Origin of the sequence: Pedobacter borealis DSM 19626, assembly GCF_000708285.2 — a bacterium.
Lineage (GTDB): Bacteria > Bacteroidota > Bacteroidia > Sphingobacteriales > Sphingobacteriaceae > Pedobacter > Pedobacter borealis.
In genome coordinates this window covers 1-20,214 of sequence record NZ_JAUG01000023.1, presented here as the reverse complement: position 1 = coordinate 20,214, position 20,214 = coordinate 1, and the positions used below count along the sequence as shown (strand labels likewise).

The window sequence follows — 20,214 nt, the reverse complement described above, 5'->3', positions numbered from 1 at the left end:
AGAATGAAATTAGATAGATTAATTTGGGGTATTATCCTGCTTTTTATTGGCGGTGTACTTCTACTCGAAAACTTTGGTGTAATCAACTTTTATTGGCGCAACGTTTGGAGCTTTTGGCCAGTGTTCTTAATTATAGCAGGTTTAAATATCCTGTTCAATAAAAACAACTCGCAAACAGGTAGTATCATTTCTATTGGCGTTTTAGTAGTGGCTTTGTCGTTCCTTTTTTACAAAGGACAGCAAGTGCCCGAGCATGGTAACTGGTGGGGGCGCCATTTCAAAAAAGATATCGATGTTAATATCGACCATAATGATGGCGACAACGACGATGATGATAACGATAGTGATACCTCATATAATCACTTAAGTTTATCTGAGCCATTTGTAGCTGCAGATAATGCCAAAAAAACAGTACTAAATATTTCCGGAGGTGGCATTTCATTTAATCTTGATGGTGAAACAACCGAGTTGATTAATGCCGACATAAAGAAAAGACATGGTAACTTCTCTTTAAAGAAATTGCTTACCGATAGCGCTATCGTACTTACTTTCCAGATGGATGATAAAAAGAGTAAATGGAATTTTGGTGATGGTGGTAACGATGTTAACTTTAAATTGAATAAAGAAGCCAACTGGGATATTTTAATGAAACTCGGAGCTGGCGAAGCAAACTTTGATTTTGCCAATTACAAAGTGCGTACCTTCCGTTTTGATGGTGGGGCAGCAGCTTTGGATATTAAATTCGGAGATTTATTGCCAATAACCGACGTAATTGTGAAATCTGGTGTGGCCGATGTTAACATTAAGGTGCCTACCAACTCTGGTTGCCGGATTAAAACCAAAACAGGTTTATCAGCTAAAGATTTCGATGGTTTTGAGAAATTGAGCGATGGTGTTTACGAAACCTCAAACTATAAAACCTCAACCAAAAAAATCTTTATTAATTTAGATGGCGGATTGAGTAACTTTGAAGTAAGCAGATATTAAAAAGGCAGAAGGTTTTAAGGTGGAGGGTGTAAGGCTTATTCTTGTAGAAGAAATTTTTATAAAATGCTGATCTTACAATCCCAAAATCTCATCATCCTGATCCAATCCAATGAATCCCTGAAATAAAGGCAGAAGGTTTTAAGGTGGAGGGTGTAAGGCTTTAGTCGGTCTAACTTTTATAAAACACTGATCTTGAAATCTTATAATCCAATGAATCCTGATAAAGAATATATAGTTGTAATTAATGGAAAGCCACAGGGGCCGTATAGTTTAACCGAACTGAAAGATTTAAACATCAGTGCGAATACTTTTATACGTAAGCCCGGAATGGACGATTATAAAGAAGCTCACGCAATTCCCGAATTGCGTGAGCTTTTGGGTTTTAGTTATCAAAAAACAGCACCCCAATATTTTGCCGCTTTCGATCAAAGGCTGTTGGCATCGGTGATTGATCATTTTATTATTTTTGGAATATATAGCATTATCATTTTAACGAGTTATATTTTTATTGAAGGCAAAGATCAGCGGATTATGGCTTTTCTAATCCCATTTCCATCTATATTTATCATTAAGCTAATTTATGGCAGTATTGCTGAAGCATCAGCCAGTCAGGCCACTATAGGTAAAAAACTCCTCAATATTAAAGTAACCGATCTAGAAGGTAGCCGGGTTTCTTTTGGTGTTTCTCTAGTCAGGAATTTTTCTAAAATCTTATCTGTAATTCCTGTTTTCTTTGGCTATCTATATAGCTTTTTGAATAAGAAAAACCAGTGCTGGCACGATATTGCAGCCAATACGCTGGTGATTAAGGATCGGTTGATATAAGTTAGAAAAGCAAAGTCAATACAACTATTTTAGTTACCCGGGCTGTACGCTATATCTTTGGCTGGCCTTCGACTACGCTCAGGCTGATATCCAAAGGATGCCACTTCCATCCCGTTTAGTACACGAAGTCTGGTGCAATGATGCCAAATTCATCCAACGTTAAAAAATAAACCAATTTCAATTTCTGCTTTCAGTTAAAAGATGTTAAATAAGAATTAAGCTACTATTCTATTGATTAGTTTTAGTAAAATTAATCTAATCATATGTTACGTTCACTTCTCACGGCAGTTTTTGCTTGCTATCAATTTACTTCTTTTTGCCAAACTTCAACAGATTCATTAAAACCTGTTAAGGATGAATATAATTTAGGTTTCGAAAAAACAGTTCCCAAGTCTTCTGTTGGTTGGAGTACGGGTACAACCAAAAGTGGATATAAGGTCGAAATCGATTCAACCCAAAAATATACAGGTAGATATTCCTTGTTGATAGAAAATATCGCCAAAGATGTAGAATCCAATTATGCCATGTCTAATTTAATTATACCTGCAAAATTTGAAGGGAAGGAAGTAGAAATCAAATTTTATCTAAAATTAGAGCGTGTTACCGGACATGCAGATTTTCCATTTAGAATTGATGATGAGGATAATGATAAGTTACAATTTACCAATCTACTAGCAAATAGGATATACGGAACGCAAGACTGGAAGCAATATAGTCTAAAGTTACCCCTTCAAAAAGAGGCCACAAAAATTTATCTTTTTCCTATGCTTTACGGTCCAGGCAAACTCTGGCTTGATGATGTTCAGATATTAATTGATGGTGTGGATATCAGCCAGGCAAAAATAAAACCAGATTATAATCCTAATACCCCACAAGCCATTAATTATGGCAGTAATGCGACGGCATCGGGCAGAGTGAAAGTGAAAGATGCAGAATTATATTATGAAACCTATGGAAAAGGCGAACCCCTGTTATTGCTTCATGGAAACAGCCAATCGATCAGCGTTTTTAAGAAGCAGATTAAAGCTTTTTCCAAAAGTTATAAAGTTATTGCAGTAGATACCCGTGGACAGGGGAAAAGTACCGATTCCAGTACTCAGCCACTTTCATATGACCTCTACGCTGAGGATATGAAAACCCTGCTCGATTCTTTATATATCAGTAAAACCAATATTTTAGGTTGGAGCGATGGTGGAAATACGGGGTTGATTATGGCGGCTAAATATCCCAAATACATAAATAAACTTGCCATTACCGGAGCATGTACAAACCCAAATGATGCCGTTTCAGCCAGCACCCTAGAAGAAGTTCGCAAAGCCATTGAAAGTTTGAAAACCAAACAGGATGTTAAATCTAAGTATCAGGTTAGGTTATTTACCATGTTGCTTACCGAACCGCATATTACTGCTTTTGACCTGAATAAGATTAAAGCACCAGTTTTGGTAATGGCAGGTGAGAAGGATATGATTTTAGAGAAGCACACTAAATTTATTGCGGCTAACATCTCTAAATCGCAACTATTTATTTTTAAGGGCGCTTCACATTATGTGCCTGTAGAAATGGTTTCAGAATTTAATACTAAGGTGCTTGCCTTTTTAGATAAATGAAAAATGTAATTAGGGTTGTTGGTCTTTCCTGACTTTATCTTTTACAACATTCCAACATTAAAACATTCCAACAATCCTTATCTTTGCAAACAGATGGAAAATTTATTGGCAAAACATGATCTGGCAGGCGGATATTGCAACAGTTTAACAACTTATTCGAGGTATTTAACCCGCGAAGTGAACATAGGCGATATCGCTTTGGGTGGACATAACCCTATCCGGATCCAATCGATGACAACTACCGATACCATGGATACGTTAGGTACTGTAGAACAGACGATCCGCATGGTAGAATCTGGCTGTGAGTATGTTCGTATCACCGCACCGAGCATTAAAGAAGCCGAAAATCTGGCCAATATTAAAAAAGAACTGCGTTTCCGAGGTTATAATGTGCCATTAATTGCTGATATCCATTTTACGCCGAATGCTGCCGAAATGGCTGCGCGCATTGTAGAAAAAGTAAGGGTTAACCCAGGCAATTACGCAGATAAAAAGAAATTCGAGAATTTAGAATATACGCAGGATGCTTACAATGCAGAGTTAAGCCGGATTTACAAAAAATTTATCCCTTTAGTTAAAATCTGTAAAGAGTATGGCACCGCCATGCGCATTGGCACTAACCATGGATCGCTTTCTGACAGGATTATGAGCCATTATGGCGATACTCCCCGCGGAATGGTTGAATCGGCCATGGAGTTTATCCGCATGTGCGAAGACCAGAATTACTATAATCTGGTGATCTCGATGAAAGCCAGCAATACCCAGGTGATGGTTCAGGCTTACCGTTTACTGGTAGAAACCATGGCTAAAGAAGGGATGAATTATCCTTTGCATTTAGGCGTTACCGAAGCAGGTGATGGCGAAGATGGTCGCATTAAATCAGCCGTTGGCATTGGAACCTTATTAGAAGATGGTTTGGGTGATACCATTCGTGTTTCGTTAACTGAAGATCCTGAATTTGAAGCACCAGTTGCTAAAGCCCTGGCAGACCGTTATGCTTTAAGGAACCCGAAGTCTGAAGTCGGAAGTCCCGAGTCGACTACACTACGCTCTACGCTCAGTGCCCCACGCCCAACTTATTCCCCTTACGAGTACAATCGCCGTATTACTACTGCTGTACAGCATATTGGTGGGCATCACCATCCTATAGTGATGATCGATGTTTCGAAGGAAAACTTAAAAGATCCTTACTTTTTAAGTTCAATTGGTTACAATTACAGTGCAGGTTTAGATAAATATAACCTCGCTGATCAGGCTTGCGATTTAGCCTTCTTAGGTGATAATTTGCCATCTTTTTCTTTCCCTGGGAATTTAAAGCAAGTTTATAATTACGAAACCTGGTTAAAACTTAACGATAAAAACAATTGTCATCCTTTATATACGCTCGCAGAATATGGTTCTGCGGATGTTAAAGACGAATTTTTGAATTTCGTACAGATTGATTCAAAACAATTTAGTAATACAACAATTGCACAGTTGGATGACACGGTTATTTTAATTCTAGAAACTTCTTCAACACATGGAATGGCTGAGCAAAGGGCGTTTTTTGTTGCTTTGCAGGAGAAAAATATTCAGATCCCGGTAATTATTAAGAGAACTTATCAGGATGCTGACACAGGTCATCTAATGCTTTATGCTGCAACCGATATTGGCGCTTTATTTACCGATGGCTTTGGAGATGGGGTGTGGATTGATGCAGAAGGCCAAAACATTTCGTTGATTAATTCTGCCAGTTTTGGGATTTTACAGGCTACACGTACACGCATCAGTAAAACAGAATATATTTCTTGCCCAAGCTGCGGAAGAACACTTTTCGATTTACAAGAAACCACACAGCTGATCCGGTCACGTACCGACCATTTAAAAGGAATAAAAATTGGTATCATGGGCTGTATCGTTAATGGGCCAGGTGAAATGGCCGATGCCGATTACGGTTATGTGGGCACCGGGCCAGATAAAATTACCCTGTACCGCGGTAAAGAAGTGGTAAAGAAAAATGTAACTACAGCTTATGCATTAGACGAATTGATCGATATTATCAAAGATGACGGCAACTGGGTAGAGAAGGTTTAAAATGCGCTCCGTGGTTTGTGTCCTCTCAGACCACTATGCTGTCATTCTGAGCGCAGCGAAGAATCTATATCCTGTAGCACCGAATTACAAACCACTGTGCCATGATCAATACTAGCATAGTTTTAACAGCACCAATATTCTCACTGCAGATTCTTATCCCGTGGTCTGTGTCCCAACAGACCACTCATAATATATAAGTAATTTTATTTCGGTCTGTGAGGACACAGGCCGAGGAATTAATCTAATGGTTTGTGTCTCACAAACCATTTTGCTTTATTTAGCAACATTTAATTTTCTGATCAATAAAACCTAAATTGCCTTAATGAATATCCCGGAGTTTCAATCCCTGTTTAACGAACTTAGAAATTGGCTTGCTGGCAAAGGCCTTGCTAGTGGCGAACTCATTTATGCTTACTTTTTTATCGGGCTGCTTGGCGTTATTTTATTTCTGTTCATCACCATATTTTTAACCCGACAGCTTTTTATCGGTGTGGTAAAAAGTGCAAAAACAAAGTCAGACTGGCAAAAAGCTTTATTCGAATTCAGAGTTTTCAGGGCTTTTGCTTTAATATTTGGAGCTTATATCATTTATAATGTTGTTCCTTATCTTTTTATTGATTTTAAAAACGGGTTATTTTATGCTTTAATATTTGCTAAAATCTACATGGTTTTAGCCGTAATGTTTGCTGTAAATGCATTTCTGAATGCTTTGGTATCCATCATGGAATCATCAAAGAAATATGCCGATAAACCCATTAGAAGTTATAAACAGGTAGCCAAAATTGTATTTTATATTGTTGGTTTTGTGCTCATCCTGTCCATTATTCTTGGCGAATCGCCGCTTTATGTTTTCGGTGGTTTTGGCGCAGTTACCGCTGTTTTTATTTTAGTTTTCAGAGATCCGATTTTAGGTTTTGTAGCTTCTGTACAAATGAGTGCTATTGACCTGGTTAGGGTAGGTGACTGGATTACCGTAGAGAAATACGGTGCCGATGGTGAAGTAACCGAAATAAATTTAACAACCATTAAAGTGCGTAATTGGGATAAAACGGTAACCATTGTGCCGAGTTACGCTATTGTGAGCGAGTCGTTTAAAAACTGGCGGGCAATGGAAGAAAGTGAGGGCAGGAGGATTAAACGCCACATTAATATTAAAATTTCGAGTATTAAATTCTGCGATGAAGAATTGATTGGAAGACTACAGAGTATCGATTTTTTGAAAGATTATCTTAAGGAAACGCAGGCTTTTATTGAGCGTTATAACGCCGAAAATACGGTAAACCCAAATAATCTGGTCAATGGCCGCCACATGACCAATATTGGCACTTTTAGGGTTTATGCAGAGAAATACCTGGAGAGTAACCCTTATATCAATACCGATTTAACATTTATGGTACGCCAGTTGCAGGCCACAGAAAACGGATTGCCGATCGAAATTTATGTTTTCTCGAAAGAAAAAGGCCTAAAACGTTTTGAGGAAGTTGCCGCAGATATTTTTGATCACTTGTTGGCAGCGGTACCATACTTCGATCTGGAGATTTTCCAAAGCCCCAGTGGCAGCGATATGCGTAATTTTGTGAGGAGAGGGGATGATTAAGACTTAAGTCGTTAATCACTTTTGTAACTGACGATGTAATCTATACTATCCTTTACATACTCAATCATTTTTTGATTTTTAAAATCAAACCACAGCTGTCTGTATTCTCCTGAGTTATCTATTGCATATTTAAATTCCCTGAAAGGTTTTCTTTTATTAAGTGCCTCGATTAAGGTAACTTTTATCCGTGTATTATCGGGCAGTTCATCTGTGAAATCTTCCATAAATCTAAAAGACTCAGTGGAATCTGGTTTTTCTATTTGCTTATACTCACTAGAATTTAGTTCCAACTCTTTAATATCCTCATCCCACGTACCTGAATCGTCGTATTCAAATTCATCATTGCTTGGTATAAAAATCAGTCTATTACTTTTTATGTTCCAGTGGCACACGAAACCGCAATCGATTGTGCCTGCTATTTCTTTAATTTGTTCTGAAGTTAAAGCAGTCATAACGTTTAATTATCCTTCATCCAAAAATACTAAAACCTTTTCACAAACCTTAAACAAAAGTGGTGGCAAAGTTTCATTGGTATAAGGTTGCGTAGCGCCGTAAACATGGTTAGCGCCTTCAATTTTAACTAACCTGCTGCCAGGGTTGGCCTCTGCCAAAGTCTGTGCTGTTTTAAAAGGAACATTTACATCATCATCGCCATGGATAATCAACCAGGGGATGTTTACCCGTTTTGCTGCATCTAAAATATTCAATGCTGCAGCATTCTCTTCCAGATCTTCCAATAAACCAACATTTAATGGCATTTGCTCTTTCGTACGGGCATTGGTAACGAAGATTCTGCCATTTTTTTTCCATTCGGCTTCCTGTTCTTTTTTCCACAGGCTGGCAAAATCGCCAATGGCACTCCAGGTAATCAGTTTGTTGATCCTTAAATCGTTCGCAGCCTCAATGATTGATAATCCGCCACCGCGGCTATGGCCTATCAGATTCACCTTTGTGTCCTTACCGTATGCTTTTTCGATAAAATCGAGTACCGCATTTAAATCAAAAAGTTCTTTTGATATGGTATTATTGGCAAAGGCATCCATATCGGTTACACCTTTCGGGTCATTAACTGGCACACCGCTATGCGATAAATTGAACTTAATGTAACGGTAGCCATTACTGGCAAAATGCCTGGCCACTAAATTGTGTGCGCCCCAATCTTTAAAACCTTTAAAGCCATGAACAAAAAGTACAATGGGTGTATTAGGGTTTTTTTCATCAAAAGTGATATCACCAATAATTAATTTTCCGTCAGAACCGCTAAGGCTAAAATTGCTTTGTGTAATCATAATTTAAGGAATTGATACAAATTATAAACCTACGAAATCTAATTTTGTTGTGTATTTTTTGAGAAGGATCGTCATTTCGACTGTAGCATAGCGGAATGGAGAAATCTCTTTATTTGTAAAGATTTCTCCACTGCGGTCGAAATGACGACTCATCAAAACAACAATTGTAAAGGCAATTTTGCCATAAAACGGTGTGGCCAATATTTTGCCAAATATGAACAGCATCTTCTGGATCATGCAGATGTGCGTAGGCATAAATGCGATCAACATTAGGATAATCAGCACAGCTGCAAGCTTTCTCGTCCTCTTAATCAACAATAAAACCCCAAAAACAATTTCTAATATTCCGGAAAAATAAATTAAAAGCCAGGTGAAGGCAACCATTTTGGCATAATCACGTAATATACTGCAATGGATAAAAAGTGGTTACATTCAGTCAGGACGTAGAAGAGGGCGTAAATTCAGAGAAAAACTTTACGATTGGTTTGTTCATATAAATCAATATGGTTCGATTAATCTTTAAGCTCTTTATTTAAAACCGTTCTAAATTGATGTAAATTACAGGTTAATGACAGTCACATGCGTTCACCCTGTTACTTTTGTATCCCGATAATAGTTAATAACGGAAGCACTTGGAATATTTAAAAGTAATAGCTTTTACGCATCACCACATCGACCTGAAATCTTTAGGGAAATTGGTTATTTGTGATCAGAGTTTAGATAGCAGGTTGAAGAATGTTCAAACAGAACTTCCCGTTAGCGAAATTTTCTATATCGGAACCTGTAACCGTGTGGAGTTTGTTTTCCTTACCAAAGAGAAAACCGACAAAGAATTTGTAACCAGATTCCTTACTGTTTTAGACATGGGACTGCCTCCTGAATTTATGGAGCGTTTTCTGGATAATGTTACGGTATACGAGAACGAAGAAGCTTTTAACCATTTGCTCAGAACATCATGCTCTTTAGAGAGTTTGGTGGTTGGCGAAAAGGAAATTCTTGCCCAGATCCGTAAAGCTTACGAAAATTGCCGCGATGCAGGCTTTACTGGCGATTACATGCGTATGATTATGGATCGTGTGGTTAAAACCGCAAAAGAAGTTTATACGCACACCAATATTTCAAAAAATCCGGTTTCTGTTGTTTCATTGGCCTACCGGAAGCTAAAAGAGTTAAATATGTGCGGCAACTCACGTATCTTGATTATTGGCGCCGGCGAAACCAATCAGAACATTGCAAAATACCTCAACAAACATAAATACTCGAATTTCTCAATTTTCAACCGTACGTTTTCTAAGGCCGAATCTTTGGCAGGAGAGCTAGGTGGTAAGGCTTATCCTTTAGCAGCGCTTGAAGATTTTAATGAAGGATTTGATGTGATCATTACCTGTACCGGCTCAACCGAGGCAATTATTAACGAAGCCTTATATGCCAAACTTTTAAATGGCGATCAGGGCAAAAAGGTAATTGTAGATTTGGCCATCCCGAATGATGTTACCCCGGCAGTGATCCATAACAACCCTGTACATTATATCGAAGTAGAATCGCTAAAAGAGGTAGCACGCAAAAATATCCAGGAACGTTATAACGAACTGGTACATGCCGAAGAAATTATCAGCAATAACATTACCGAATTTTTCTCTGTTTTAAAACAACGCCGTATCGAACTGGCGATGCAGGAAGTGCCAAGAAAGATTAAAGAGATCAAAAATACAGCCATAAATGGTGTATTTGCCGATGAAATTAGTCAGATGGATGAAGCCTCACGCGAAGTTTTAGAACGTGTAATGAATTACATGGAAAAAAAATACATCAGCGTTCCAATGGTAATGGCAAAAGAAATCCTGGTAAATCAATCTTAATTTTACCGCAAAGATCGCTAAGGGCAGACGCTAAAAACGCCAAATCTCGTTTCTATCATTTTTTTTTCTGTCATTCTGAACGCAGTGAAGAATCTTTTATTTTTAGATAAATCCGGAAACCAATTCCCTTGTCGTCATGCTGAACTTGTTTCAGCATCTTTTATAGTGAAGTCAGGTGTTACCACCTGACTTAGTGTATATCTAAAAGAATTAGATGTAAGATGGTAACATCTTACATCACGCATAAATGGACTTACATTCCTTATATGGTTCAAACGCCATCTAACATAAATAACATTTGAGTTTTATTTATGGGGAGAGTCATGTCGCTTGGAGATTCTTCGCTGTGCTCAGAATGACAAACCAACTGCTTAATGTCACAGAAATCCTTTAAATTCCCTATTCTGTAACCTCACTGTCTCATTTTTAAACAATTCATGGTATAAACCACTAATTAAATTAAATTTGCAACTCATTTAACCTTTATAGTGAAGAAATTAACCATTGGAACACGCGGTAGCGACCTGGCTTTATGGCAAGCAAATCATATAAAAGATGAATTGGCTGCGATTGGAATAGAAGCAGAAATAAAAATCATTAAAACGCAGGGCGATAAAATCCTGAATTTAAGATTAGATAAACTGGAAGGCAAAGGCTTCTTTACCAAAGAATTGGAAGAAGAGCTTTTGGGTGGAACGATTGATCTGGCTGTACATTGCCTTAAAGATTTACCTACTACACACCCTGAAGGATTGATCATCGCCGCTTTACCATCACGTGAAGAAGCAAGCGAATATCTTTTGATTTTAAAAGATTGTGTAGATGTTTCGCAAAAGCTTTCGTTAAAAAAAGGCGCAATGGTTGGTACTTCATCCAATCGCCGCAAAGCCCAGTTATTGGGTTTACGGCCTGATTTGGAGGTTGAAGATTTACGCGGAAATGTACCCACCCGTATCCAAAAACTTCGTAATGAAGATTATGATGCCATTCTGATTGCAAAAGCTGGCGTTAAACGCTTAAATCTTGATGTGAGCGATTTACATGTGGAAGAATTAGAAACTACAGAGTTTATCCCGGCACCCGCTCAGGGCGCTTTGGCTATTCAGATCAGGGAAAATGATACCGAGCTTTTTGAGGCATTGCAAAAATTGCACGATCCTGAAACGGCAGAGACTGTAACTGTAGAACGTAAGGTTTTAAATCTTTTCGAAGGCGGTTGCCATATGCCTTTGGGCTGTTATTGCAAAAAAGAAAATGGAAAATTCGAAATATGGACTTCAAAAGCTGAAACGGCCGATGATTTTCCTGAGCGTTTGTTTTTACGTGCCGATACTACAGAAGGTTTAGCAGAAAAAATTGTGGCCAAGTTTAATGTAGAAAGAAAGAAACCGGCAAAGGTTTTCATCTCGCGTGAAATTGGCGAGCACAGTTATTTCCGTAGGGCATTAGAAAATAATAATATTGAAATAGAAGGACGTTCGTTGATCCGTACCTTCCCAATAGTAACGGTTTTAGATCAGTTTATCTTAAGACACGTAGATTGGGTTTTCTTCAGCAGCCGCAATAGTGTCGAATATTTTTTCAACTTAAAACCGGTATTGCCAAAGAAAACAAAATTTGGTGTGGTGGGGAGAGGTTCGGAAGATGCCTTGCGTAAATTTGGCCATATTGCCGATTTTGTTGGCGAGAGTGGCGATATTACCGAAGTTGCAGAAGATTTTGCACAATTGGTTGGCGGTCAGCAAATACTGTTTCCAAGAGCACAGGATTCTTTACAATCGATTCAAAAATCATTACCAGCTGATGCTAAAATAATCGATCTGCCGATTTACGAAACGGTAATCGAAGATGATATTGACCAAAGTTATGCTGATGTGCTGATTTTTACCAGCCCATCAAATGTTGATGCCTATTTCGCTGATAATTTATTGGAGCCAGGTCAACAGGTAATTGCCATTGGAAACTCTACCGGTAAGAAATTTGATGAAATGGGCGTGAAATATGCTTTGCCTTATTCGCCTGATGAAATTGGACTAGCTGAGGCAGTGTTTGGGATTGAAGTAAGGTAGAGGGTAGGAAGGTTTAGGGTGGAGGGGTTAGAGTTTGTGGAGGGGTTAGAGTTTAAGGTTTAAAATAATTAAGTCTTGATACCTGATACTATAATCTTGATACTAAATCTAAAAATCTGTGTAATCATTCAATCTGTGCAATCACCCCGAAGGAAAAAATAAAAAGATATTCAAGTCTCGATACTTGCTACTAAATACTTGATACAAATAAAATGTTAAATCGTCCGCGTAGATTAAGGAAAAACCCATTGGTGAGAGAGATGGTAGCCGAAACCCGGTTATCGAAAGATATGTTTGTGTACCCTTATTTTATAGTGCCCGGCAGCAATGTTACCCACGCCATCGATGCCATGCCAGGGGTAAACCATTATTCGGTTGATACCCTGGTTAAAGATGTAGCGGCCGGAATGAAAAAAGGACTCAACAAAATTATGCTTTTCGGTGTGGGCGATGAAAAATCTGAAGACGCGAAATCGGCTTATCATGATCATTCCTTGGTTCCAACTGCTGTTCGTGAATTAAAAAAACAGTTCGGTGATGATTTATATGTAATTACCGATGTTTGCGTTTGTTCTTATACCACGCATGGCCATTGCGGTATTTTAGAGAACGATTATGTTCAAAACGATAAAACAGTAGCGGTAATCGCTAAAATGGCTTTAACACATGCCGAAGCTGGTGCTGATATGTTTGCGCCGTCTGACATGATGGACGGACGGATTGAAGCCATACGTAATCTTTTAGATGAAAACGGTTTTGTAAACGCGGCCATTATGAGCCATGCCACAAAATTTGCTTCTGCCTATTATGGCCCTTTTAGAGAGGCTGCAGACTGTGCACCAAGCAAAGGTGATAGGAAAGCTTATCAGATGGACTTCAGAAATCCATTAGAGGCTTTACGCGAAGCCGCTTTGGATGAGCAAGAAGGCGCTGATGTTTTAATGGTGAAGCCAGGTTTAGCTTATCTGGATATCATCCAACGGTTAAAACAGGATACCAATTTGCCAATTGCGGTTTATAATGTATCGGGCGAATACTCGATGGTAAAAGCAGCTGCAGAACGCGGTTGGATAGATGAACAAAAAGTAGTAATGGAAACCATGCATGCCTTCGCCCGTGCAGGCGCAAGTATTATTACCACTTACCATATTAAAGATATTTTAAATAACGATTGGCTTTAAAAAGGTGAAAGGTAAAGGGTTTAAGGTGTAGGGTTTCCTTGCCATTCCCTATCTACACCATGTTAAAAAACATAGGTAAATGTAATATTTCGGTTCTCTGGCGTATGCTATTAACCTTAAACCTTGCGCCTTTTGCCTTATACCTTAATAAAAATGTTAGATTCATTAAAGAAAATGTTTTCAGGCAACGAAGCCGATATTCCGGTAAATACAGGTAGTAAACCTGATATTTCGAGAGTGAAATCTGCCGAACTGTACGAAAAATCAAAAACGTATTTCCCTGGTGGGGTAAACTCACCTGTTAGGGCTTTTAAATCTGTTTACGGTACACCACTTTTTATAGAAAAAGGTGATGGCTGTTATATATGGGATGCCGATGGTAATCAGTTTATCGATTTCTGTGGTAGTTGGGGGCCATTAATTTTGGGACATAACAATCCTAAGATCCGCGAAAAAGTTACCGAGGTAATGCAGAACGGAATGAGCTTTGGTGCACCAACGGCTTTAGAAAATGAATTGGCTGAGCTAATTATTAAAAACAACCGATTTGTAGAGAAAATCCGTTTTACGAGCTCGGGAACCGAAGCGGTAATGTCGGCCATACGTTTGGCAAGAGGTTTTACCGGTCGCGATAAAATTTTAAAGTTCGAAGGCTGTTACCACGGTCATAGCGATTCGCTTTTGGTTAAAGCAGGTTCTGGTTTGGTTACTTTTGGTGAAACCTCTTCTGCGGGTGTGCCAAAATCTTTTGCTGAAGAAACCATCGTGGTACCCCTAAATGATAAAACAGCTATTGAACAAGCTTTTGCTCAGTTCAAAGACCAGATTGCTGCGGTAATTATTGAAGGTATTCCGGCAAATAATGGTTTGATTATTCAAGATGAAGAATATATTCATTTCTTACGTAAAATCTGTACGGATAACGGTTCCCTTCTGATTTTTGATGAAGTTATTACCGGTTTCAGGGTAGGTTTTGAAGGAGCTGCGGCACATTATGGCATTATACCTGATATTGTTACTTATGGCAAAATCATTGGTGGCGGCTTACCTGTTGGGATGTATGGTGCTCGTGCTGAAATTATGGCACATATCTCTCCTGATGGTGGTGTGTATCAGGCAGGTACCTTGTCTGGAAATCCGGTTGCTATGGCAGCAGGCATTGCAACATTAACAGAACTGAACAAATCAAGCTTTTACAAAGATTTGAATACCAAAGCGCAAGAATTTGTAGCCAGTATTCAGCGTTTTGCAACCGCACGTAACTATAAATTTAAGGTATTTACCATTGGTTCTATCTTTTGGTTTGCTTTTACCGATAAAGATAAAATCCAATCGGCTGATGATATTGATGCCAGCAGCATGGAGAAATTCAAAATTATGCACCGCGAGTTATTGAATAGAGGAATTTATTTAGGCCCATCGGGATATGAAGTTGGTTTCGTATCTTCAGCACATACTAAGATCGAATTGGAGAAAGCGAAACGTGCTATTTTTGAAGCATTAGATTTAGTATTTAAGAAGTAAGACTTTTTTGTTTAACCACAGAGGACGCTGAGTTTTCACAGAGAGCAAGAGGCTGTTAACCATATAAGGCATATAAGAAAATATAAGTTGGGTTATAAAATTTTGAGAGGCTACTCCCATCCTTATTGTAAGGAGGGCTTACCTGGAAAAGGGGGCAATAAATAATCTGTGCAATCTAAAAACCTGTGTAATCAAACCGAAGGAAAAATGGTTCGTGAGGACACAAACCATGGCGATATAAAATAATCGGTGAAATCACATTATCGGTGTAATCAAACCGAAGGAAAAGATATTTAAAATTAAAAGCCCTTTAGGGGTTGAGGAATGAAGAAATCTATAATTATATTTTACGCATTATTGCTTTATGCACTGATTCAACTCATTTCGTGGGGAACATTGGTGGTGCGTTTGCAGCCAAGCCGCATGACCATGATTATGGGCGAAGGTTCAGTGTTTTTGTTTTTGCTCTGTATCGGCGGTTATTTCCTTCATCAATCGTTAAAACGTGAAGATAAATTAAGGGAACAGCAGCAGAACTTTCTGATGTCGATTACACATGAGCTGAAATCGCCTTTGGCAGCGATAAAACTTTCTATTCAAACCATTGTTAAACGTGATTTGGATAAGGCACGCCAAACTTCATTGCTTAACAATTCGCTAAAAGATATTGAGCGTTTGGATGATCTGGTTGAAAATATGCTGTTGGCCACCAAGATTGAAAACCGTTCGTATACCTTTCCAAAAGAGGAATTTAACTTCTCGGAGCTGGTATATAAAATCACGGATAGGCTACAGGTTCATTCTTGTGGATGCGAACAGATTATAAATGCTAAAATTCAGCCAAATTTGCAGGTAGTGGGTGACAAATTTGCCTTATCGTCAGTAGTAACCAATTTAATTGAGAATGCGGTGAAGTATTCGAACCCGTGTGATGAGATAAATGTGCATTTAAACAAAGTTGATGGGCATATTCAATTAAGTGTGGTAGATCAGGGGCCGGGTATTTCAGATGCCGAAAAAATGTTGATATTTGATAAGTTTTACCGTGTTGGTAACGAGAATGTCAGAAAAGCGAAAGGAACAGGTTTAGGCTTGTTTATTGTGAAAGAGGTTTTACAATACCATGATGCAGATATTACAGTAAAAGACAATCTGCCTCAAGGAAGTATTTTTGAAGTAACATTTAGTTAATCTCAATTATGTCACAAAAATTAAGAATTCTATTGGTAGAAGACGAGGATCACTTGTTAGATGCTATCAAATTAAACCTGGAACTTGAGGGTTATAAAGTTCACGCCGTTAAAGATGGCAAAACCGCTCTTAAAATTTTTAAAGAAGAACGCTTCAATCTAATTATTTTAGACGTAATGTTGCCTGAAATGGATGGTTTCCAGGTTTGCGAAACAATCCGTTTAGAAAATGCAGAAGTTCCAATTATGTTTTTAACAGCTAAAAACACTTCAGAAGACCGTGTTTTAGGTTTGAAAAAGGGAGCTGACGATTATTTGGTTAAACCTTTCAACTTAGAAGAATTAATTCTTCGTGTTGGTATTTTGGTTAAACGCAGTTTAAAATCTGATGATTTAAAAGAATTGAATTCTTACAAAATCGGTGACAAAACAATTTATTTTAACTCTTTCGAATTAAAACACGATGATGGTACCATCACACCGTTAACCAAAAAGGAAACGATGCTGTTGAAACTGTTGATCGAGCGTAAAAACGATGCAGTTTCAAGAGAGCAGATTTTAGAAACCGTTTGGAATTATGATGTTTATCCTTCAACCAGAACAATCGATAACTTCATTTTAACTTTCCGTAAGTATTTCGAACCAGATCAAAAAAATCCAGTTTATTTCCACTCGATCCGTGGTGTAGGCTATAAATTTACTGATAGTCATTAATGTACAATAATAAGGGCAGATATGTTTTAATGGCAGTTTTTGCGCTTGCTGCATTGGTTTGTGTATTTTACAATCAATATCAGCTGGCCGCTGTTTCAGGACTGTTGTTTGCCTTTGTTGTTTGGAGCCATTTTAAGCATAGTTCGGTTTTGATGGCATCGAAACATTTCAAGAATAACGAATTCGGTAAAACCAAAGCCTTATTGGCTGAGGTGGTTAAGCCAGAGCGCTTGGCTAAAAGCCGAAGGGGTTATTACGAATTTATGCAAGGCAATATGGCTTTGAAGGAAGAAGACTATGATAAAGCCGAGTATCACTTTCAGTTGGCAAGCCGCTTTCCGGTAGGAGGAAAGAACGAGAAATCGTATGTACTGATCCATTTGGCTAATCTCGCTTTGCGGAAGAAAGATAGAGAAAGGGCAGAAGCTTATACGAAATTGGCCAAAGAGCTTGCCGAAACACAACGCTCGAAAGACATTATCGTTAAAATTGAAAAAGAAATAAGCAAGTTATAATATTAATATTGTCATTTTGAATAACGAAGCACCAGTTTAGGGATAAAAAGGTACTTCGTTTTTTTTTTATTTATACCTTTGCAAAATTAAAATTTTAGGCAGTCCGTCATCCTGAATTCAGTTCAGGATTTAACTAAAGAAAGATGCTGAAGTAAATTCAGCATGACGCGTAGTGCGACACCAAATACAATCATGAAGAATAACTTATTTTTAGACGCAGCATTTTCAAAACAAACCGAACGCCCACCAGTATGGATGATGCGTCAGGCAGGTCGTTTTATGCCACAATATTGGGAAATTAAAAACAAATACTCTTTTTTAGAGATGTGTAAAAACCCAGAAATTGCCGCAGATGTGACCATGTTGCCTGTTGATTTGCTGGATATTGATGCCGCGATTTTATTCTGTGATATTTTGGTAACTGGCGAGGCCATGGGGGGGGATTTGAGTTTTACTCAAGGCGTTGGACCTAAATTTGCAAATCCGGTACGTACCGCTAAAGACATCGAAAACTTAAATGTTGATTGTCTGGACGAATTGCAATACGTTGCCGATGCCATCAAAGTGATTCAACAACGATTGGATAGCCGAATTCCATTGATCGGTTTTGCAGGTGCACCATTTACGGTAATGAGTTATTTAATTGAAGGAGGTTCATCTAAAGATTTTAAATTAACCAAGCTCTTTATTCACAATCAGCCAGAGCTGGCACACAAACTTTTGGCTAAAATTGCTAAAGTAACGGCTGATTATCTGAATCTTCAGATTGCTGCTGGTGTTAACGCTGTTCAAATTTTCGACAGCTGGGCGCTTGCCTTATCATGGAATGATTATCAGGAGTTTTCTCACCGTTACATTCAGGAAATTATTGCTAATTTAAACAGAAAAGATATTCCGGTTATTTCTTTCTGTAAAGGAAGTTCTGTTTTTGCACCGATTATGGCAGAAGCTAAACCAGATGTAATTTCGGTTGATTGGAACGCTGATTTATTGAACATTAAAAATGCTTTGCCAGCAGGTATTGCCGTTCAGGGAAATTTAGATCCACATATTTTATATGCAGATAAAGCAGTAATTAAAGCACAGATCCATAAATTATTCGAACGTATGCGTGGCACCGAAGGTTTTATCTTCAACTTAGGCCATGGTATAATGCCAGATATTCCTTTTGATAACGTTAAATACGCAATTGAAGTGGTAAAGGAGTTTAGGTATTAACCCCTAAATCCCCTAAAGGGGACTTTGAACAGCGAATACAAATTGTTATATTTGGATATATAAGGGCTAGAACTTATCCTAAAATTTTTCTAATGAAAAAGATCGAAGTTATAGATACGTTGAAAGAGATGCCAGATGAATTTTCTGCAGATGAATTAATTGAAAGAATTTTATTACTTCAAAAAATTGATGCAGGATTGAATCAGGTTCAAATGGGTAAAATTTATTCAGAAGAGGAGGCTGAGAAAAAATTAGAGAAATGGCTAAAATAGTCTGGACAGAAATAGCCATTGATGATTTAAATAATATTGCCAATTTTCATAGTCAGTATTCTCATAACTTTGCTGCTGCTATAATTAAGAAACTCTTTAATAAACCTAAAATTTTAAAGGAAATGCCTGAATTAGGAAGGATTGTTCCTGAAAGAGATAATGAAGCAATCCGTGAACTTATTGAAGGTAATTACCGGATTATTTATTTTTTCGATAAAGAAATTGATACCGTTGAGGTCATTACCGTCCATCATGCAGCCCAACCCTTTTTGTAGTATCATAAATTAGTATGCCTGCATCTATAGAATATGATAATGATTTACCAATAGCAGAAATGATAAAAGTTATAAATCAACATATGAAAGAAATTCATAATATCATCTCTGCTTTGGATTTGGGGATAACAGAGGTTAAAGACGATGGGGTTTATAGAACATTCAACAACGGAGATGTTTTAAAAATAGCCTCCGGGTCGTATAAAAAACTTCAAGTACCATCTAAAAGAATTAAACTTTTCTAATGATAGAAACCTTATTGCCATATTATCAGTATTTCAAAGCCGTACATATTGTATTTGTAATCAGCTGGATGGCAGGACTGTTTTATATCCTTAGTCTTTTTATCTACCATACCGAAGCTCAAGATAAGCCCGAACCTGAAAAAAGTATCCTCCAAAAGCAGTTTGTTAAAATGGAAGCCACTTTATGGAAAATTATTGCTACTCCGGCAATGATCATTTCTGTTTTGGCGGGTGTATCTATGCTGAGTTTAAACCAAGGTTTGCTTCAAGCCGATTGGATGTGGGTTAAGCTAGGTTTTGTTGTTGGTTTGCTCATTTATCATTTCATCTGCCAAAACATCGTTAAACAGCTTAAAAATCATCAATACAAGCTAACGAGCTTTCAGTTGAGATTATGGCGTGAGCTGGCTACCATTTTTATGATTGCCATTGTATTTGTGGTCATCCTTAAAAGTGCAATTAACTGGATTTACGGTTTAATTGGAATAATGGGCATAGCAATGGCCATTATGATTGCCGTGAAGCTTTATAAAAATTATCGTAAAAAACGTGGCGAATAATCTTTGTGCCACAATTCACTAGGGCGCTAAGAATATTTTTTTGCAATTAAGGTATTAACCTGAGTTCGATAATTATTTGCTGAAAATTATATCTTATTTACGCCTAATCCCGCTTTATCGTCCTGCTGAATTTATTTCAGCATCTTTTTAGCGTGAAAGACCCTGAAATAAATTCAGGGTGACGACCGTCTTAACAGAAAACTTGATTAAAACG

At 37.9% G+C, this 20,214-nt stretch carries 20 protein-coding genes; 17 read left to right on the top strand and 3 right to left on the bottom strand.

What is annotated here, in order from left to right:
- The first annotated feature begins 3 nt into the window (after window positions 1-3).
- The 5 genes from AW17_RS08875 (at window position 4) to AW17_RS08855 (ending at window position 7,089) form a co-directional block, all read left to right on the top strand.
- Window positions 4-987, top strand: coding sequence for a LiaF transmembrane domain-containing protein (locus AW17_RS08875; RefSeq protein WP_029275777.1), 984 nt, complete (start codon window positions 4-6; stop codon window positions 985-987).
- A 192-nt stretch (window positions 988-1,179) separates the two neighbouring features.
- Complete coding sequence (locus AW17_RS08870; protein WP_245235034.1) at window positions 1,180-1,812, top strand: RDD family protein; 633 nt, start codon at window positions 1,180-1,182, stop codon at window positions 1,810-1,812.
- Window positions 1,813-2,075: 263 nt separating this feature from the next.
- On the top strand, window positions 2,076-3,419 hold the full coding sequence (locus AW17_RS23580) for an alpha/beta fold hydrolase (RefSeq protein WP_083488663.1): 1,344 nt from the start codon (window positions 2,076-2,078) through the stop codon (window positions 3,417-3,419).
- 93 nt (window positions 3,420-3,512) lie between these two features.
- Complete coding sequence (ispG, locus tag AW17_RS08860) at window positions 3,513-5,492, top strand: (E)-4-hydroxy-3-methylbut-2-enyl-diphosphate synthase (protein ID WP_029275774.1); 1,980 nt, start codon at window positions 3,513-3,515, stop codon at window positions 5,490-5,492.
- 322 nt (window positions 5,493-5,814) lie between these two features.
- Entirely contained in the window at window positions 5,815-7,089 is a 1,275-nt protein-coding gene (locus AW17_RS08855) for a mechanosensitive ion channel family protein (RefSeq protein WP_029275773.1), read from the top strand.
- Window positions 7,090-7,100: 11 nt separating this feature from the next.
- On the opposite strand, the gene AW17_RS08850 is transcribed toward AW17_RS08855, so the two are convergent.
- The 3 genes from AW17_RS08850 to AW17_RS08840 are packed head-to-tail and all read right to left on the bottom strand — an operon-like array spanning window position 7,101 to window position 8,762.
- Window positions 7,101-7,541, bottom strand: coding sequence for a UPF0158 family protein (locus tag AW17_RS08850; RefSeq protein WP_029275772.1), 441 nt, complete (start codon window positions 7,539-7,541; stop codon window positions 7,101-7,103).
- A gap of 9 nt (window positions 7,542-7,550) precedes the next feature.
- Window positions 7,551-8,378 carry an alpha/beta hydrolase family protein gene (locus AW17_RS08845; RefSeq protein WP_029275771.1) on the bottom strand — a complete coding sequence of 276 codons (828 nt, stop codon included), beginning with the start codon at window positions 8,376-8,378 and terminating at the stop codon, window positions 7,551-7,553.
- Between the two features lie 21 nt (window positions 8,379-8,399).
- Complete coding sequence (locus tag AW17_RS08840; RefSeq protein WP_051691714.1) at window positions 8,400-8,762, bottom strand: DoxX family protein; 363 nt, start codon at window positions 8,760-8,762, stop codon at window positions 8,400-8,402.
- A gap of 248 nt (window positions 8,763-9,010) precedes the next feature.
- Between AW17_RS08840 and hemA the strand changes: the two genes are divergently transcribed.
- From hemA to AW17_RS08780, 12 genes are all read left to right on the top strand, one after another.
- Entirely contained in the window at window positions 9,011-10,237 is a 1,227-nt protein-coding gene (hemA, locus tag AW17_RS08835) for a glutamyl-tRNA reductase (protein ID WP_029275770.1), read from the top strand.
- A gap of 488 nt (window positions 10,238-10,725) precedes the next feature.
- Window positions 10,726-12,306, top strand: a complete 1,581-nt coding sequence (gene hemC, locus AW17_RS08830) for a hydroxymethylbilane synthase (protein ID WP_209444221.1) — start codon at window positions 10,726-10,728, stop codon at window positions 12,304-12,306.
- A 212-nt stretch (window positions 12,307-12,518) separates the two neighbouring features.
- Window positions 12,519-13,487, top strand: a complete 969-nt coding sequence (gene hemB / locus AW17_RS08825; protein ID WP_029275768.1) for a porphobilinogen synthase — start codon at window positions 12,519-12,521, stop codon at window positions 13,485-13,487.
- A 153-nt stretch (window positions 13,488-13,640) separates the two neighbouring features.
- Entirely contained in the window at window positions 13,641-15,011 is a 1,371-nt protein-coding gene (gene hemL / locus AW17_RS08820) for a glutamate-1-semialdehyde 2,1-aminomutase (RefSeq protein ID WP_029275767.1), read from the top strand.
- A gap of 324 nt (window positions 15,012-15,335) precedes the next feature.
- Window positions 15,336-16,202: a sensor histidine kinase gene (locus AW17_RS08815; protein WP_029275766.1), complete on the top strand. Its 867-nt coding sequence runs from the start codon at window positions 15,336-15,338 to the stop codon at window positions 16,200-16,202.
- A gap of 8 nt (window positions 16,203-16,210) precedes the next feature.
- Window positions 16,211-16,915 (top strand): response regulator transcription factor, encoded by a 705-nt coding sequence (locus tag AW17_RS08810; RefSeq protein WP_025146905.1) that lies wholly within the window; start codon window positions 16,211-16,213, stop codon window positions 16,913-16,915.
- Complete coding sequence (locus AW17_RS08805; protein WP_029275765.1) at window positions 16,915-17,430, top strand: hypothetical protein; 516 nt, start codon at window positions 16,915-16,917, stop codon at window positions 17,428-17,430. Before AW17_RS08810 ends, AW17_RS08805 begins: the two co-directional genes overlap by 1 nt.
- A 192-nt stretch (window positions 17,431-17,622) precedes the next feature.
- The gene (hemE, locus tag AW17_RS08800) at window positions 17,623-18,648 is read left to right on the top strand and encodes a uroporphyrinogen decarboxylase (protein WP_029275764.1); all 1,026 of its coding nucleotides are present in this window, start codon (window positions 17,623-17,625) and stop codon (window positions 18,646-18,648) included.
- Between the two features lie 92 nt (window positions 18,649-18,740).
- On the top strand, window positions 18,741-18,920 hold the full coding sequence (locus AW17_RS08795) for a hypothetical protein (protein WP_029275763.1): 180 nt from the start codon (window positions 18,741-18,743) through the stop codon (window positions 18,918-18,920).
- Window positions 18,908-19,195, top strand: a complete 288-nt coding sequence (locus AW17_RS08790) for a type II toxin-antitoxin system RelE/ParE family toxin (protein ID WP_029275762.1) — start codon at window positions 18,908-18,910, stop codon at window positions 19,193-19,195. Before AW17_RS08795 ends, AW17_RS08790 begins: the two co-directional genes overlap by 13 nt.
- Window positions 19,196-19,209: 14 nt before the next feature.
- Window positions 19,210-19,440, top strand: coding sequence for a hypothetical protein (locus AW17_RS08785; RefSeq protein WP_029275761.1), 231 nt, complete (start codon window positions 19,210-19,212; stop codon window positions 19,438-19,440).
- Window positions 19,440-20,000: a CopD family protein gene (locus AW17_RS08780; RefSeq protein ID WP_029275760.1), complete on the top strand. Its 561-nt coding sequence runs from the start codon at window positions 19,440-19,442 to the stop codon at window positions 19,998-20,000. Before AW17_RS08785 ends, AW17_RS08780 begins: the two co-directional genes overlap by 1 nt.
- Window positions 20,001-20,214 lie beyond the last annotated feature (214 nt).

What these genes read in the sequence shown, in the direction of transcription:
- AW17_RS08815 (WP_029275766.1), top strand. Translation starts at nt 15,336, where the DNA reads ATGAAGAAATCTATAATTATATTTTACGCATTATTGCTTTATGCACTG.
- AW17_RS08780 (WP_029275760.1), top strand. Translation starts at nt 19,440, where the DNA reads ATGATAGAAACCTTATTGCCATATTATCAGTATTTCAAAGCCGTACAT.
- hemE (WP_029275764.1), top strand. Translation starts at nt 17,623, where the DNA reads ATGAAGAATAACTTATTTTTAGACGCAGCATTTTCAAAACAAACCGAA.
- AW17_RS08810 (WP_025146905.1), top strand. Translation starts at nt 16,211, where the DNA reads ATGTCACAAAAATTAAGAATTCTATTGGTAGAAGACGAGGATCACTTG.
- AW17_RS08855 (WP_029275773.1), top strand. Translation starts at nt 5,815, where the DNA reads ATGAATATCCCGGAGTTTCAATCCCTGTTTAACGAACTTAGAAATTGG.
- AW17_RS08850 (WP_029275772.1), bottom strand. Translation starts at nt 7,541, where the DNA reads ATGACTGCTTTAACTTCAGAACAAATTAAAGAAATAGCAGGCACAATC.
- AW17_RS08875 (WP_029275777.1), top strand. Translation starts at nt 4, where the DNA reads ATGAAATTAGATAGATTAATTTGGGGTATTATCCTGCTTTTTATTGGC.
- hemB (WP_029275768.1), top strand. Translation starts at nt 12,519, where the DNA reads ATGTTAAATCGTCCGCGTAGATTAAGGAAAAACCCATTGGTGAGAGAG.
- AW17_RS08840 (WP_051691714.1), bottom strand. Translation starts at nt 8,762, where the DNA reads ATGGTTGCCTTCACCTGGCTTTTAATTTATTTTTCCGGAATATTAGAA.
- AW17_RS08795 (WP_029275763.1), top strand. Translation starts at nt 18,741, where the DNA reads ATGAAAAAGATCGAAGTTATAGATACGTTGAAAGAGATGCCAGATGAA.
- AW17_RS23580 (WP_083488663.1), top strand. Translation starts at nt 2,076, where the DNA reads ATGTTACGTTCACTTCTCACGGCAGTTTTTGCTTGCTATCAATTTACT.
- AW17_RS08805 (WP_029275765.1), top strand. Translation starts at nt 16,915, where the DNA reads ATGTACAATAATAAGGGCAGATATGTTTTAATGGCAGTTTTTGCGCTT.
- AW17_RS08785 (WP_029275761.1), top strand. Translation starts at nt 19,210, where the DNA reads ATGCCTGCATCTATAGAATATGATAATGATTTACCAATAGCAGAAATG.
- AW17_RS08790 (WP_029275762.1), top strand. Translation starts at nt 18,908, where the DNA reads ATGGCTAAAATAGTCTGGACAGAAATAGCCATTGATGATTTAAATAAT.
- ispG (WP_029275774.1), top strand. Translation starts at nt 3,513, where the DNA reads ATGGAAAATTTATTGGCAAAACATGATCTGGCAGGCGGATATTGCAAC.
- AW17_RS08845 (WP_029275771.1), bottom strand. Translation starts at nt 8,378, where the DNA reads ATGATTACACAAAGCAATTTTAGCCTTAGCGGTTCTGACGGAAAATTA.
- hemL (WP_029275767.1), top strand. Translation starts at nt 13,641, where the DNA reads ATGTTAGATTCATTAAAGAAAATGTTTTCAGGCAACGAAGCCGATATT.